This window comes from Klebsiella sp. HN106, from assembly GCF_051209435.1.
Lineage (GTDB): Bacteria > Pseudomonadota > Gammaproteobacteria > Enterobacterales > Enterobacteriaceae > Klebsiella > Klebsiella oxytoca.
Genome location: NZ_JBLURD010000011.1, coordinates 170,001 through 183,593 on the forward strand (window position 1 = coordinate 170,001; position 13,593 = coordinate 183,593).

Consider the following 13,593-nt stretch of genomic DNA (forward strand, 5'->3'; position numbering starts at 1 on the left):
TTAGCCGTGAAACTGCTTGCGGGGCATGATGTTGACCGTCTCGTGCAGCTCTGACCATACCAGCACGGCCTCTCCGCTTTTTAGCTGCTGTTTTACATCAGAGACTTTATCAACCAGCGAACGTTCATGTTCACCATAATCGGTGCCTTCGCGCAAGACAAAACTTTCGATCAGGCTATCCAGCGTTTCGGGAGCGAGCTCTTGCCAGGGTATGATCATAATTTTCCTCCTAACCAGCGGGTTAGCCAATCCGGAATGCGTCTTTCAAGCCACATCTCTGGCTTACGCAAGGTACCGCCGACGAACCCAACGTGCCCGCCGTGCTCCGTCAGCTGATACTCGACATTCGCCGGCAATTGTTCCTGCGGCGGTATCGAGTGATGGTCCATAAAAGGGTCGTCTTTTGCGTGAATAATCAGCGTGGGCTTCGTGATATCGCTTAAGCGCGGCATGGCGCTGCACTGGCGATAATAGTCCAGCGCATCGGCAAAACCGTGGATCCTCGCGGTGATGCTGTCGTCAAATTCGCGGATACGGCGCATGCTTTTTAGCTGACGTAAATCGACGGGCAGAGAGCCAGGATAGGCTTTTAGCTTACGTGCGGCGTTGGCTTTTAGCAGATTAAGCAAATAGCGCTGATAAACGCGTGAGAAACCTTTATCCATATGATAGCTACAGGCTTCCAGCATAAACGGAGCCGAGACGATTACCGCGGCATCGACCGGAATGTCGTCGCCTTCTTTTGCCAGCAGGCAGCCCAGCATATTGCCCCCGAGCGAATAACCTACCGCTGCGGTCGGTGCCGAACCGTATTCGCGCTGGAGCCAGCGCAGAAACCAGGAGCCGTCTTCCGTTTCGCCCGAATGGTAGATGCGGTTATTTCGGTTGGGTTCGCCGCTACAGCCGCGAAAATGCATCACCACGCCCAGCCAGCCGCGCTGCATTGCCGCATGGATAAGTCCGTGTGCGTAAGGGCTGTGCAGGCTGCCCTCCAGGCCATGAAATACCACCAGTCTGGGTTTATGGCGTGCCTGAGAAGGATCTTCACTCCAGGCCAGATCGACAAAGTCGCCATCCGGCAGTTCAAGACGCTGCCAGTGGGGAGTGAAACGGAGTTTGCGACGGATTAGCCGCGGCAACATGGTTTGCAAATGACGATTACCTACGCCGCGCATCGGATGAAACTGCTGCGAGTCGTTTTCCGGGGGCGTCATTTCTGTAGGAGTGATATCAACCATAGCACCAGAGCAATTAATAATCTTTATCCATACTATACCGCGCATGAAGTACGCAGGTTAGCCAATATGTGGTCTTGCGGCTAATCGGTAGGCAGGTTACGTGTAAAAAGCCGCGGAGAGAGAGGTAAACAGGCGGGTTTCCCCGCCTCGCTGTAGCGCATGTTGCCGCTAGCCTTCCTGCAGCATCTGCTCCAGCTGTTCCTGCGCATCCAGCCAGGCCATTTCACACTCTTCGAGGCCGGACTTTGCGCTGGCCTGCTGCTGTAAACATTCGGTAAGCTCTGCTTTACGGCTTTGATCGTACAGGCCGCTGTCGCCGAGCTTCTCTTCCGCCTGCGCCAGCTGGGCGTTGAGCTTCTCCATCTCTTTTTCCAGACGGATAATCTCTTTACGCAGCGGCTGGGTTTGCGTACGCAGCTCGGCTTCGCGGCGTTTCTGATCTTTACGCGCCTGGGCGCTGTTGCCGTTTTCTTTCGGTTCTTCCGATGCCTGGCTTTCCTGCTTTTGCGAGTCGCTCAACCACTGCTGGTAATCTTCGAGATCGCCGTCGAAAGGTTCGACTTTGCTATCGTGCACCAGATAAAGATCGTCGGTAGTGGAACGAATCAGATGGCGGTCGTGGGAGACCACCACCAGGGCGCCTTCAAAATCAATTAACGCTTCAGTTAGCGCCTGGCGCATGTCGAGATCGAGGTGGTTGGTCGGTTCATCAAGCAGCAGCAGGTTAGGGCGTTGCCAGACGATCAGCGCCAGCACCAGGCGCGCCTTCTCGCCGCCGGAGAAACGCTTTGTCTCTTCGTTGACTTTGTCGCTCTGGAACCCGAAACCGCCCAGATAGTCGCGCAGTTTCTGCTCCAGCTCCTGCGGCGCCAGGCGGGCAAGATGCTGGAGCGGGGATTCGTCCGCGCGCAGGAATTCAAGCTGGTGCTGAGCAAAGTAGCCAAGCTTGATGCCTTTCGCCAGGCCAATTTCACCGCGCAGCGGCTGTAGCTCGCCGGCCAGCAGCTTAATCAGCGTGGATTTACCTGCTCCGTTACGCCCCAGCAGACCGATGCGCGACCCTGGAACCAGATTCAGCTTGATCGAATCGAGAATGACGCGCTCGCCATAGCCGGCGCTGACTTTTTCCATCTTCAGCAGTGGATTGGGCAGGCTTTCCGGCGCACGGAAGCTAAAGTGGAACGGATTATCAACGTGGGCAGGGGCGATGAGCTCCATACGCTCGAGCATTTTGATACGGCTTTGCGCCTGCTTGGCTTTGGTCGCTTTCGCGCGGAAACGATCGATATAGCTCTGCAGATGGGCCACGCGCTGCTGCTGGCTCTCATACATCGCTTGTTGTTGAGAAAGGCGGGTTGCGCGCTGCACTTCGAAAGAGCTGTAGTTGCCGGTGTATTCGAACATCGTTTGCTGTTCGATATGAATAATTTTGTCGACGATTGGGTCAAGGAAGTCGCGATCGTGGGAGATCAGGATCAGCGTGCCGCTGTAGCTTTTGAGCCACTTCTCCAGCCAGATTACCGCGTCGAGGTCGAGGTGGTTAGTCGGTTCATCAAGCAGTAGCAGATCGGAACGGCAAATAAGCGCCTGCGCGAGGTTAAGACGCATGCGCCAGCCGCCGGAAAAGTCGCTCACCGGCCTCTCAAGCTGTTCATTGCTGAAACCGAGGCCGTGCAGCAGGCTGGCCGCGCGGGATCTTATGGTCCAGGCATCGATGGCATCCAGCTTACCGTGGACCGTCGCAATGGCATGTCCGTCATTTCGTTCGTTGGCCGCGTGCAAATCCGCCTCCAGCTTGCGGAATTCGCGATCGCCGTCAATAACATAGTCTATAGCCGGCTGAGGAAGGGCTGGCGTTTCCTGGTTAACCCAGGCCAGCTGCCAGCTACCGGGAAAAGTCATCGAGCCGCCGTCGGCGCTAATCTCGTTTTTCAAAAGCGAAAGCAGCGTGGATTTACCGCAGCCGTTTTTACCCACCAGGCCGACTTTTTGCCCTGGGTTGATGGTGGCGCTGGCGTTGTCCAGCAGGACGCGTACGCCGCGACGAATTTGTAACGAGGAGAAAACAATCATAAGGCGCCGTATGTTCTGACTATGTTAATTTGTCATTATGATAATGTAGTGTGGAGCGAATCGCTCAACCGGGCCGCAATGGTAGCCCAAAATGAAGACGATACACAAAGTCATTCTGGTTGCGTCGGGACGCAGCCGCTGCACAGGCCGCCAGAAGACGTTCGGGAGGGGAATGATGTCTCAGACAGCGAAGGTTTTGCTGCTGTATGCCCACCCAGAATCTCAGGATTCCGTGGCCAACCGGGTTTTGCTTGAACCTGCCTTACAGTTGTCGAATGTTACCGTGCACGATCTTTACGCGCACTATCCGGATTTTTTTATCGATATCGCCCATGAGCAGGATCTCCTGCGCCAGCATGAGGTGATTGTTTTTCAGCATCCGCTTTATACCTGGAGCTGTCCGGCGCTGATGAAAGAGTGGCTGGATAGGGTGCTCAGCCGTGGTTTTGCCAGCGGGGCGGGAGGGAACCAGCTGGCGGGAAAGTACTGGCGTAGCGTGATTACCACCGGGGAGCCGGAGAGCGCCTATCGACGCGATGCCCATCGCTATCCAATAAATGACATTCTTCGCCCGTTCGAACTGACTGCCGGCATGTGCCGCATGCACTGGATAAGCCCGATTATCGTCTACTGGGCGCGGCGGCAATCGCCTGACGATCTGAAAAGCCGCGCTCGTGCCTACCGCGACTGGCTGGCTAATCCTGTAACGGCTGGAGGTACAAATGGCGGGAGCTGATTTACTGCTGGCCGGGGTGTTATTTCTGTTTGCCGCGGTGGTGGCGGTACCGCTGGCGGCGAGGCTGGGTATTGGCGCCGTGCTGGGGTATCTGCTGGCCGGTATCGCCATTGGCCCCTGGGGGTTAGGGTTTATCAGCGATGTTGATGAAATCCTTCACTTCTCAGAATTAGGCGTCGTCTTTCTGATGTTTATTATTGGGCTGGAGCTGAATCCGTCCAAGCTCTGGCGGCTAAGAAGCTCAATTTTCGGCGTAGGCGCCGCGCAGGTCGCTTTCAGCGCGCTCATTCTTGGCGGCTTGCTCATGCTTAGCGACTTCTCATGGCGCGCAGCGGTGGTGGGCGGACTTGGGCTGGCGATGTCTTCAACCGCGATGGCGCTGCAGCTGATGCGTGAGAAAGGCATGAGCCGCAGCGAGTCCGGGCAACTGGGATTCTCCGTACTGCTGTTTCAGGATCTGGCCGTTATCCCGGCCCTGGCGGTGGTGCCCCTGCTTGCCGGTTCAGGTGACGACCACTTTAATTGGCTCACCATCGGGATGAAGGTCCTGGCCTTTGGCGGAATGCTGGTTGGCGGCCGTTTTCTGCTGAGGCCGGTGTTTCGTTTTATCGCCGGATCCGGCGTGCGGGAGGTCTTCACCGCAGCGACGCTGCTGCTGGTTCTTGCATCGGCTTTATTTATGGATGCGCTCGGTTTGTCGATGGCGCTGGGGACCTTTATCGCCGGCGTTCTGCTGGCCGAGAGTGAGTATCGCCACGAACTGGAAATCGCTATTGAGCCCTTTAAAGGGCTCCTGCTCGGGCTGTTTTTTATTTCCGTTGGCATGGCGCTGAACCTTGGCGTGCTCTATACCCACCTGCTATGGGTAGCGGCCAGCGTCGCAATACTGGTGTCGGTAAAAGGCGTCGTGCTGTATCTCCTTGCGCGGGTGTACGGCCTGCGTAGCGCAGAACGGGTGCAGTTTGCCGGAGTGCTGAGCCAGGGGGGAGAATTCGCTTTTGTGCTGTTCTCATTACCCGCCTCGATGCGCCTTTTTCAGAACGATCAAATGGCTCTACTGCTGGTGACGGTGACATTGTCGATGATGACCACGCCGCTGTTGATGAAGCTAATCGACAAAATACTCTCTCGCCGATTCAATCAATCCGAAGAAGAGGGCGAGGCTCCGTGGGTCGAAGATGATAAACCGCAGGTCATTATCGTTGGTTTTGGGCGCTTTGGTCAGGTGATTGGCCGCCTGCTGATGGCTAACAAAATGCGTATTACGGTGCTGGAGCGCGATATCAGCGCGGTCAATCTGATGCGCCAATATGGCTATAAGGTCTACTTTGGCGATGCGACGCAGCTGGAGCTCCTGCGCTCGGCAGGAGCCGAAGAGGCGCAGTCGATCGTCATTACCTGTAATGAGCCGGAAGATACCATGAAGCTGGTCGAGATGTGTCAACAACACTTTCCACATCTTCATATCCTGGCGCGAGCGCGAGGACGCGTCGAGGCGCATGAACTGCTGCAGGCGGGTGTGGCGCAGTTTTCTCGTGAAACCTTCTCCAGCGCGCTCGAGCTAGGGCGTAAAGCGCTTATCTCGCTAGGCATGCACCCTCATCAGGCGCAGCGCGCGCAGCTGCATTTTCGGCGTCTTGATATGCGAATGTTGCGTGAGTTAATGCCGGTTCATAGTGATACTCTGCAGATATCCCGCGTGCGGGAAGCCAGGCGCGAACTGGAGGAAATTTTTCAGCGTGAGATGCAAAAAGAGAGCAGACAGTTAGACGGCTGGGATGAATTTGAATAAAGGTAAATGATATGGCTGTGCGTAAACGTTTTATTGCCGGGGCGAAATGCCCGGCGTGCCAGGCTCAGGATTCGCTGGCGATGTGGCGTGAGAATAATGTCGATATAGTTGAGTGCGTTAAGTGTGGACACCAGATGCGAGAGGCGGATAAAGAGGTCCGCGAGCATGTTCGCAAAGAAGAGCAAGTGATAGGCATTTTTCATCCGGACTAGCGTTATCGGGCGGCTTTTTTTAAGCTAAAGGGTACACGGCTGCAGAATTCCGCTACAATCTGCGCCACTATTCTTCCCATGCTCAGGAGATATCATGAAAGTAGCAAAAGACCTGGTGGTCAGCCTGGCCTATCAGGTACGTACAGAAGACGGTGTGTTGGTTGATGAGTCTCCGGTAAGCGCGCCGCTGGACTACCTGCATGGTCACGGTTCCCTGATTTCCGGCCTGGAAAGCGCGCTGGATGGTCACGAAGTGGGCGACAAATTTGACGTAGAAGTCGGCGCTAATGACGCGTACGGCCAGTACGACGAAAACCTGGTACAGCGCGTTCCTAAAGACGTGTTTATGGGCGTTGACGAGCTGCAGGTTGGCATGCGCTTCCTCGCGGAAACCGATCAGGGCCCGGTACCGGTAGAAATCACCGAAGTGGGTGACGAACACGTTGTTGTTGACGGTAACCACATGCTGGCTGGCCAGAATCTGAAGTTCAACGTTGAAGTTGTCGCGCTTCGCGAAGCAACGGCGGAAGAGCTGGAACACGGTCATGTACATGGCGCTCACGGCCACGACCACGGTCACGACCACGATCATGACGGTTGCTGCGGTGGCCACGGTCACGGCCATGACCACGAACATGGCAAAGGCGGCTGCGGCGGTAACGGCGGCTGCGGTTGCCACTAATTCCATCGCGCTAGCGTTCTGGAATAGAAAAAAGCGGGGAGACCCGCTTTTTTTACGTCTTAATAGTGCGGTGGAGGCGTTTCTTCTGCCTGTGAAGCCATATGCGAGGGCTGAGTAGCTTTCAGCTTTTCCACCATCAGGCGCATATGTTCGCGCATCCTGGCCATTTCTATCTCGTGGGCGGTGACGGTCTTGTTGAGGTCTTCAATGGTGATTTCCTGAAACGCCAGTCTGCTCTCCAGCTCTGCAAGGCGAGTCTCTAAAGTGCTATCGTGCATGAGTAACCTCTTCTGTCTGATCCTGCGGGCGGATTCTACTGAAGTTTCAGCATTCACGCAGCATCGTTACGCCTGACAGGAAACTAATTCATACAAAAATAGTCTGAAATGAGGCGATATTCAGGTACGTCTGTATGTTGATTTGTTCTGCAACGTTCTATAGTACGTTTTTTGTTTTTTATGATAACCCTGGGGTGAGATGCCCCGGCCCTGGAGAAATGGATGAAATCACTGTTTAAAGTAACGCTGCTGGCGACCACAATGGCCGTCGCCCTGAATGCACCGCTGACCTTTGCTGCTGAAACTGTGACCAAAGCAGCCACCGAAGCGAAAGCGGCACCTGCAACGGACAGCAAATCGGCATTCAAAAATGACGATCAGAAATCTGCATATGCGCTGGGTGCATCGCTGGGACGTTACATGGAAAACTCCCTGAAAGAACAAGAAAAACTGGGCATCAAATTAGATAAAGCTCAGCTGATTGCCGGCGTTCAGGACGCTTTTGCCGATAAGAGCAAGCTGTCCGATCAGGAGATCGAACAGACTCTGCAGGCGTTTGAAACTCGCGTAAAAACCGCTGCCCAGCAGAAAATGGAAAAAGATGCTGCTGAGAATGAGGCAAAAGGTAAAGCTTATCGCGATGCCTATGCGAAAAAGCAGGGTGTGAAAAAAGCGAATTCCGGTCTGCTGTACAAAGTAGAGAAAGCGGGTACGGGCGAAGCGCCGAAAGACAGCGATACCGTTGTTGTTAACTACAAAGGTACGCTGATCGATGGTAAAGAGTTTGATAACTCTTACACCCGTGGCGAACCGCTGTCCTTCCGTCTGGACGGCGTAATCCCTGGCTGGACTGAAGGCCTGAAGAACATCAAGAAAGGCGGTAAAATTCAGCTGGTCATTCCACCGGATCTGGCTTACGGCAAAACCGGCGTACCGGGTATCCCGGCTAACTCCACTCTGGTATTTGATGTAGAGCTGTTGGACATCAAACCGGCTCCGAAAGCGGACGCCAAGCCTGAAGCAGCGGCCGAAGCGCCAGCCGCTGACGCGAAGAAGTAATCTGGCTCAAGCCGCCGCCTCCAGGGGCGGCGGCTTTTTTATTGAGGGCAGATATAATTAAAACTGGAAAGAACCTCAGGCGCTGTATTACTTTAGATAGATTAATAATGATGATGAGCCTGCCCTGACGATAACGACAGGCTCCTGAAAAGGAGTGCTTTTTTCCATGTCCAGGTCGCTTTTAACCAACGAGACCAGCGAGCTTGATTTGCTGGATCAACGTCCTTTTGACCAGACCGACTTCGATATCCTTAAATCCTATGAAGCGGTAGTGGACGGGTTAGCGATGCTCATCGGCTCCCACTGTGAAATCGTACTGCACTCATTGCAGGACTTAAAATGTTCCGCTATTCGTATCGCCAACGGTGAACATACCGGCCGTCAGATCGGCTCGCCAATTACCGACCTTGCGTTGCGCATGTTGCACGATATGACTGGGGCCGATAGCAGCGTTTCCAAATGCTATTTTACTCGCGCCAAAAGCGGCGTACTGATGAAATCAGTGACCATCGCTATCCGCAACCGTGACCATCGGGTTATTGGCCTGCTGTGCATCAACATGAACCTTGACGTGCCGTTCTCGCAAATAATGAGCACCTTTATTCCGCCAGAAACGACAGAAGTGAATTCACAGGTCAACTTTGCTTCATCGGTTGACGACCTGGTTGCACAGACGCTTGAGTTCACTATTGAAGAGGTGAATGCCGACCGCAACGTTTCTAACAACGCCAAAAATCGTCAGATCGTTCTGAACCTCTATGAGAAAGGGATCTTTGATATCAAAGACGCCATTAATCAGGTAGCGGATCGGCTGAACATCTCTAAGCACACGGTATATCTCTATATTCGTCAGTTCAAAAGCGGAGATTTCCAGGGGCTGGATAAATAATGCGTTTTGCCATTACGGTGACGGGGCCGGCTTATGGTACGCAGCAGGCCAGCAGCGCACTGCAGTTTGCCCGAGCCGTGTTGCAGGAAGGCCACGAATTGCTCAGTATCTTTTTCTATCGTGAAGGCGTCTACAATGCGAATCAGCTAACTGCCCCCGCCAGCGATGAGTTTGATCTGGTCCGGGCCTGGCAGGCATTACATGATGAACACGGCGTCTCCTTACATATCTGTGTAGCCGCAGCTTTACGCCGTGGCATAACCGATGCACAGGAGGCGCAGCAGCTGAGTTTGCCAGCGCATAATTTGCAGCCGGGCTTTACGCTGAGTGGATTAGGTGCGTTGGCGGAAGCTGCCTTAACCTGCGACCGGATGGTGCAGTTCTGATGAAACGCATAGCCTTTATTTTTTCGTCCGCACCCCATGGCTCAGCATCGGGCAGGGAAGGGCTGGATGCCCTGCTGGCGACATCCGCACTGACGGAAGAGATTGGCGTCTTCTTCGTCGGAGATGGCGTATTTCAGCTCCTTCCGGATCAGCGGCCAGCCGCAGTGCTGGCGCGCGATTATATCTCTACCTTTAAACTCCTGTCGCTATACGATATTGAACAGTGCTGGATTTGCGCGGCTTCAGCGCGCGAGCGCGGCCTGACTTCCGCCACGCCGTGGGTCGTGGACGGTGAATGGCTGGAGCCAGAGGCTCTGCGCGCCCGGCTGGACGATTTTAACGTGATACTGCGTTTCTGAGGTCTGAATGCTCCACACATTAAGCACATCCCCCTGGCACGCCGACATTGCGGCTATGCTCCGTTTGATAAAAGAAGGTGACGAGCTGCTGCTGCTGTCGGACGGCGTTATCGCCGCTGTCGCTCAAGGCCGTTTCCTTGAAATCCTGCAATCTGCCCCCATATCCCTCTACGCTCTGCAAGACGATATCGAAGCCCGCGGGCTGGCTGGTCAAATTGCGGACAGTGTCGTCAGGGTTAGCTATACTGATTTCGTCAGACTTTCAGTCAAACATGCCGGTCAGTTGTCCTGGTAATGGCGGGATTGTTGTATATTTCTTGACACCTTTTCGGCACCGCCCTAAAATTCTGCGTCCTCATATTATATGAGGCGATTTATTACGTGTTTACGAAGCAAAAGCTAAAACCAGGAGCTATTTAATGGCAACAATTAACCAGCTGGTACGCAAACCACGCGCGCGCAAAGTTGCAAAGAGCAACGTGCCGGCGCTGGAAGCCTGCCCGCAGAAACGTGGCGTATGTACTCGTGTATATACCACCACTCCTAAGAAACCGAACTCCGCACTGCGTAAAGTTTGCCGTGTGCGTCTGACTAACGGTTTCGAAGTCACCTCCTACATCGGTGGTGAAGGTCACAACCTGCAGGAGCACTCCGTGATCCTGATCCGTGGCGGTCGTGTTAAAGACCTTCCGGGTGTTCGTTACCACACCGTTCGTGGTGCGCTTGACTGCTCCGGCGTTAAAGACCGTAAGCAAGCTCGCTCCAAGTATGGCGTGAAGCGTCCTAAGGCTTAATGGTTCTCCGTTAAGTAAGGCCAAACGTTTTATATTAATGTCAAACTAAACTCTTAGAGTTTTGGACAATCCTGAATTAACAACGGAGTATTTCCATGCCACGTCGTCGCGTCATTGGTCAGCGTAAAATCCTGCCGGATCCTAAGTTCGGATCAGAACTGCTGGCTAAATTTGTAAATATCCTGATGGTAGATGGTAAAAAATCTACTGCAGAAGCAATCGTATACAGCGCGCTGGAGACCCTGGCTCAGCGCTCTGGTAAAAATGAACTGGAAGCATTCGAAGTCGCTCTCGACAACGTTCGCCCGACTGTCGAAGTTAAGTCCCGCCGCGTTGGTGGTTCTACTTATCAGGTTCCAGTTGAAGTCCGTCCGGTTCGTCGTAATGCTCTGGCAATGCGTTGGATCGTTGAAGCTGCTCGTAAACGTGGTGATAAATCCATGGCTCTGCGTCTGGCGAACGAACTTTCTGATGCTGCAGACAACAAAGGTACTGCAGTTAAGAAACGTGAAGACGTTCACCGTATGGCAGAAGCCAACAAGGCGTTCGCACACTACCGTTGGTAATCCCTTCGGAGTCTTAGTCACCAGGCGGGCGCTTCAGGTAAGTCGCCCGTTTTGGATAACTTAACTGAACGCCTAAAGAAATAAACGAGGAATCAAATGGCTCGTACAACACCCATCGCACGCTACCGTAACATCGGTATCAGTGCGCACATCGACGCCGGTAAAACTACTACTACCGAACGTATTCTGTTCTACACCGGTGTAAACCACAAAATCGGTGAAGTTCATGACGGCGCTGCCACCATGGACTGGATGGAGCAGGAGCAAGAGCGTGGTATTACTATCACCTCCGCAGCGACTACTGCATTCTGGTCAGGTATGGCTAAGCAGTATGAACCGCATCGCGTAAACATCATCGACACCCCGGGGCACGTTGACTTCACTATCGAAGTAGAACGTTCCATGCGTGTGCTTGATGGTGCAGTAATGGTTTACTGCGCAGTTGGTGGTGTTCAGCCTCAGTCTGAAACCGTATGGCGTCAGGCAAACAAATATAAAGTTCCGCGCATTGCGTTCGTTAACAAAATGGACCGTATGGGTGCGAACTTCCTGAAAGTTGTTGGTCAGATCAAAACCCGTCTGGGCGCGAACCCTGTTCCGCTGCAGCTGGCGATTGGCGCTGAAGAAGCGTTCACCGGTGTTGTTGACCTGGTGAAAATGAAAGCCATCAACTGGAACGAAGAAGATGCAGGCGTAACCTTCACCTACGAAGATATTCCGGCAGACATGCAGGAACTGGCCGAAGAATGGCACCAGAACCTGATCGAGTCCGCTGCTGAAGCTTCTGAAGAGCTGATGGAAAAATACCTGGGTGGCGAAGAACTGACTGAAGAAGAGATTAAAACTGCTCTGCGTCAGCGCGTTCTGAACAACGAAATCATCCTGGTAACCTGTGGTTCTGCGTTCAAGAACAAAGGCGTACAGGCGATGCTGGATGCGGTAGTTGACTACCTGCCATCCCCGGTCGACGTTCCTGCGATCAACGGTATCCTGGACGATGGTAAAGATACTCCTGCTGAGCGTCACGCTAGCGATGATGAGCCGTTTGCTGCTCTGGCATTCAAAATCGCTACCGACCCGTTCGTGGGTAACCTGACCTTCTTCCGCGTGTACTCTGGTGTGGTTAACTCTGGTGATACCATCCTGAACTCCGTGAAAGCTGCTCGTGAGCGTTTCGGTCGTATCGTACAGATGCACGCTAACAAACGTGAAGAGATCAAAGAAGTTCGCGCGGGCGATATCGCTGCTGCTATCGGTCTGAAAGACGTTACTACGGGTGATACTCTGTGTGATCCTAACGCGCCGATCATTCTGGAGCGTATGGAATTCCCTGAGCCGGTAATCTCTATCGCCGTTGAACCGAAAACCAAAGCTGACCAGGAAAAAATGGGTCTGGCTCTGGGCCGTCTGGCTAAAGAAGACCCGTCTTTCCGCGTATGGACTGATGAAGAATCTAACCAGACTATCATCGCCGGTATGGGTGAGCTGCACCTCGACATCATCGTTGACCGTATGAAACGTGAATTCAACGTTGAAGCGAACGTCGGTAAACCTCAGGTTGCTTACCGTGAAGCGATTCGCGCGAAAGTTACCGATATCGAAGGTAAACACGCTAAACAGTCTGGTGGTCGCGGTCAGTATGGTCACGTCGTTATCGACATGTACCCGCTGGAGCCGGGCTCTAACCCGAAAGGTTACGAGTTCATCAACGACATTAAAGGTGGTGTAATTCCTGGTGAATACATCCCGGCCGTTGATAAAGGCATCCAGGAGCAGCTGAAAGCTGGCCCTCTGGCTGGTTATCCGGTAGTTGATCTGGGCGTGCGTCTGCACTTCGGTTCTTACCACGACGTTGACTCCTCTGAACTGGCGTTTAAACTGGCCGCTTCTATTGCCTTCAAAGATGGCTTTAAGAAAGCGAAACCAGTTCTGCTTGAGCCGATCATGAAGGTTGAAGTAGAAACTCCGGAAGAGAACACTGGTGACGTTATCGGTGACCTTAGCCGTCGTCGCGGTATGCTGCGCGGTCAGGAATCCAACGTGACTGGCGTTGTGATCCACGCTGAAGTTCCGCTGTCTGAAATGTTCGGATATGCAACTCAGCTGCGTTCTCTGACCAAAGGTCGTGCTTCTTACTCCATGGAGTTCCTGAAGTATGATGATGCGCCGAACAACGTTGCTCAGGCCGTAATCGAAGCCCGTGGTAAATAAGCCGCAGGGTTAAAACCAAAGTCCCGTGCTCTCTCCTGAAGGGGAGAGCACTATAGTAAGGAATATAGCCGTGTCTAAAGAAAAATTTGAACGTACAAAACCGCACGTCAACGTCGGTACTATCGGCCACGTTGACCATGGTAAAACTACTCTGACCGCTGCAATCACTACCGTTCTGGCTAAAACCTACGGTGGTGCTGCTCGCGCATTCGACCAGATCGATAACGCGCCGGAAGAAAAAGCTCGTGGTATCACCATCAACACTTCCCACGTTGAATATGACACCCCGACTCGCCACTACGCGCACGTAGACTGCCC

17 protein-coding genes are annotated in these 13,593 nt (G+C 53.5%); 13 read left to right on the forward strand and 4 right to left on the reverse strand.

Features of this window, described 5'->3' with window-relative positions; all coding sequences use genetic code 11:
• The 3 genes from ACSIPU_RS22125 to ACSIPU_RS22135 all read right to left on the reverse strand — a co-directional run bounded on the left by ACSIPU_RS22125 (position 1) and on the right by ACSIPU_RS22135 (position 3,311).
• The gene (locus ACSIPU_RS22125) at positions 1 to 219 is read right to left on the reverse strand and encodes a YheU family protein (RefSeq protein WP_004106398.1); all 219 of its coding nucleotides are present in this window, start codon (positions 217 to 219) and stop codon (positions 1 to 3) included.
• On the reverse strand, positions 216 to 1,214 hold the full coding sequence (locus ACSIPU_RS22130) for a hydrolase (protein WP_160886763.1): 999 nt from the start codon (positions 1,212 to 1,214) through the stop codon (positions 216 to 218). Before ACSIPU_RS22130 ends, ACSIPU_RS22125 begins: the two co-directional genes overlap by 4 nt.
• Before the next feature lie 192 nt (positions 1,215 to 1,406).
• Positions 1,407 to 3,311 (reverse strand): ABC transporter ATP-binding protein, encoded by a 1,905-nt coding sequence (locus ACSIPU_RS22135; RefSeq protein WP_004106394.1) that lies wholly within the window; start codon positions 3,309 to 3,311, stop codon positions 1,407 to 1,409.
• Between the two features lie 172 nt (positions 3,312 to 3,483).
• On the opposite strand from ACSIPU_RS22135, the gene kefG reads away from it, so the two are divergent.
• From kefG to slyD, 4 genes are all read left to right on the forward strand, one after another.
• Positions 3,484 to 4,047: a glutathione-regulated potassium-efflux system ancillary protein KefG gene (gene kefG, locus ACSIPU_RS22140; protein WP_024274771.1), complete on the forward strand. Its 564-nt coding sequence runs from the start codon at positions 3,484 to 3,486 to the stop codon at positions 4,045 to 4,047.
• Complete coding sequence (kefB, locus tag ACSIPU_RS22145; protein WP_004115968.1) at positions 4,034 to 5,839, forward strand: glutathione-regulated potassium-efflux system protein KefB; 1,806 nt, start codon at positions 4,034 to 4,036, stop codon at positions 5,837 to 5,839. Before kefG ends, kefB begins: the two co-directional genes overlap by 14 nt.
• Before the next feature lie 11 nt (positions 5,840 to 5,850).
• On the forward strand, positions 5,851 to 6,051 hold the full coding sequence (locus ACSIPU_RS22150; RefSeq protein ID WP_004106389.1) for a YheV family putative zinc ribbon protein: 201 nt from the start codon (positions 5,851 to 5,853) through the stop codon (positions 6,049 to 6,051).
• A 94-nt stretch (positions 6,052 to 6,145) separates the two neighbouring features.
• Entirely contained in the window at positions 6,146 to 6,733 is a 588-nt protein-coding gene (gene slyD / locus ACSIPU_RS22155) for a peptidylprolyl isomerase (RefSeq protein WP_004106387.1), read from the forward strand.
• Between the two features lie 59 nt (positions 6,734 to 6,792).
• Here slyD and ACSIPU_RS22160 read toward each other — a convergent pair whose 3' ends face one another.
• The gene (locus ACSIPU_RS22160) at positions 6,793 to 7,011 is read right to left on the reverse strand and encodes a protein SlyX (RefSeq protein ID WP_004106384.1); all 219 of its coding nucleotides are present in this window, start codon (positions 7,009 to 7,011) and stop codon (positions 6,793 to 6,795) included.
• A 222-nt stretch (positions 7,012 to 7,233) separates the two neighbouring features.
• On the opposite strand from ACSIPU_RS22160, the gene fkpA reads away from it, so the two are divergent.
• The 9 genes from fkpA to ACSIPU_RS22205 all read left to right on the forward strand — a co-directional run.
• Positions 7,234 to 8,070 (forward strand): FKBP-type peptidyl-prolyl cis-trans isomerase, encoded by an 837-nt coding sequence (gene fkpA, locus ACSIPU_RS22165; RefSeq protein ID WP_004106382.1) that lies wholly within the window; start codon positions 7,234 to 7,236, stop codon positions 8,068 to 8,070.
• A gap of 166 nt (positions 8,071 to 8,236) precedes the next feature.
• Positions 8,237 to 8,959, forward strand: coding sequence for a helix-turn-helix transcriptional regulator (locus tag ACSIPU_RS22170; protein WP_004106380.1), 723 nt, complete (start codon positions 8,237 to 8,239; stop codon positions 8,957 to 8,959).
• Positions 8,959 to 9,345 (forward strand): sulfurtransferase complex subunit TusD, encoded by a 387-nt coding sequence (tusD, locus tag ACSIPU_RS22175; RefSeq protein WP_004106378.1) that lies wholly within the window; start codon positions 8,959 to 8,961, stop codon positions 9,343 to 9,345. The genes ACSIPU_RS22170 and tusD overlap by 1 nt, the downstream gene beginning before the upstream one ends.
• Positions 9,345 to 9,704: a sulfurtransferase complex subunit TusC gene (gene tusC / locus ACSIPU_RS22180; RefSeq protein WP_016807656.1), complete on the forward strand. Its 360-nt coding sequence runs from the start codon at positions 9,345 to 9,347 to the stop codon at positions 9,702 to 9,704. The genes tusD and tusC overlap by 1 nt, the downstream gene beginning before the upstream one ends.
• Before the next feature lie 7 nt (positions 9,705 to 9,711).
• The gene (tusB, locus tag ACSIPU_RS22185; RefSeq protein ID WP_004106373.1) at positions 9,712 to 9,999 is read left to right on the forward strand and encodes a sulfurtransferase complex subunit TusB; all 288 of its coding nucleotides are present in this window, start codon (positions 9,712 to 9,714) and stop codon (positions 9,997 to 9,999) included.
• 124 nt (positions 10,000 to 10,123) lie between these two features.
• On the forward strand, positions 10,124 to 10,498 hold the full coding sequence (gene rpsL, locus ACSIPU_RS22190; RefSeq protein WP_002920115.1) for a 30S ribosomal protein S12: 375 nt from the start codon (positions 10,124 to 10,126) through the stop codon (positions 10,496 to 10,498).
• Between the two features lie 95 nt (positions 10,499 to 10,593).
• Positions 10,594 to 11,064: a 30S ribosomal protein S7 gene (rpsG, locus tag ACSIPU_RS22195; RefSeq protein WP_004106370.1), complete on the forward strand. Its 471-nt coding sequence runs from the start codon at positions 10,594 to 10,596 to the stop codon at positions 11,062 to 11,064.
• 96 nt (positions 11,065 to 11,160) lie between these two features.
• Positions 11,161 to 13,275 (forward strand): elongation factor G, encoded by a 2,115-nt coding sequence (fusA, locus tag ACSIPU_RS22200; protein WP_004115957.1) that lies wholly within the window; start codon positions 11,161 to 11,163, stop codon positions 13,273 to 13,275.
• A 70-nt stretch (positions 13,276 to 13,345) separates the two neighbouring features.
• Positions 13,346 to 13,593: GTP-binding protein (locus tag ACSIPU_RS22205; RefSeq protein ID WP_044807133.1), on the forward strand; the 248-nt coding region annotated here is incomplete at its 3' end.

Bases quoted from the DNA above. Each gene is read 5' to 3' on its own strand.
- tusC (WP_016807656.1), top strand. From the start codon at position 9,345: ATGAAACGCATAGCCTTTATTTTTTCGTCCGCACCCCATGGCTCAGCA.
- fusA (WP_004115957.1), top strand. From the start codon at position 11,161: ATGGCTCGTACAACACCCATCGCACGCTACCGTAACATCGGTATCAGT.
- ACSIPU_RS22130 (WP_160886763.1), bottom strand. From the start codon at position 1,214: ATGACGCCCCCGGAAAACGACTCGCAGCAGTTTCATCCGATGCGCGGC.
- kefB (WP_004115968.1), top strand. From the start codon at position 4,034: ATGGCGGGAGCTGATTTACTGCTGGCCGGGGTGTTATTTCTGTTTGCC.
- slyD (WP_004106387.1), top strand. From the start codon at position 6,146: ATGAAAGTAGCAAAAGACCTGGTGGTCAGCCTGGCCTATCAGGTACGT.
- ACSIPU_RS22170 (WP_004106380.1), top strand. From the start codon at position 8,237: ATGTCCAGGTCGCTTTTAACCAACGAGACCAGCGAGCTTGATTTGCTG.
- kefG (WP_024274771.1), top strand. From the start codon at position 3,484: ATGATGTCTCAGACAGCGAAGGTTTTGCTGCTGTATGCCCACCCAGAA.
- tusB (WP_004106373.1), top strand. From the start codon at position 9,712: ATGCTCCACACATTAAGCACATCCCCCTGGCACGCCGACATTGCGGCT.
- tusD (WP_004106378.1), top strand. From the start codon at position 8,959: ATGCGTTTTGCCATTACGGTGACGGGGCCGGCTTATGGTACGCAGCAG.
- rpsG (WP_004106370.1), top strand. From the start codon at position 10,594: ATGCCACGTCGTCGCGTCATTGGTCAGCGTAAAATCCTGCCGGATCCT.
- ACSIPU_RS22160 (WP_004106384.1), bottom strand. From the start codon at position 7,011: ATGCACGATAGCACTTTAGAGACTCGCCTTGCAGAGCTGGAGAGCAGA.
- ACSIPU_RS22150 (WP_004106389.1), top strand. From the start codon at position 5,851: ATGGCTGTGCGTAAACGTTTTATTGCCGGGGCGAAATGCCCGGCGTGC.
- ACSIPU_RS22125 (WP_004106398.1), bottom strand. From the start codon at position 219: ATGATCATACCCTGGCAAGAGCTCGCTCCCGAAACGCTGGATAGCCTG.
- rpsL (WP_002920115.1), top strand. From the start codon at position 10,124: ATGGCAACAATTAACCAGCTGGTACGCAAACCACGCGCGCGCAAAGTT.
- ACSIPU_RS22135 (WP_004106394.1), bottom strand. From the start codon at position 3,311: ATGATTGTTTTCTCCTCGTTACAAATTCGTCGCGGCGTACGCGTCCTG.
- fkpA (WP_004106382.1), top strand. From the start codon at position 7,234: ATGAAATCACTGTTTAAAGTAACGCTGCTGGCGACCACAATGGCCGTC.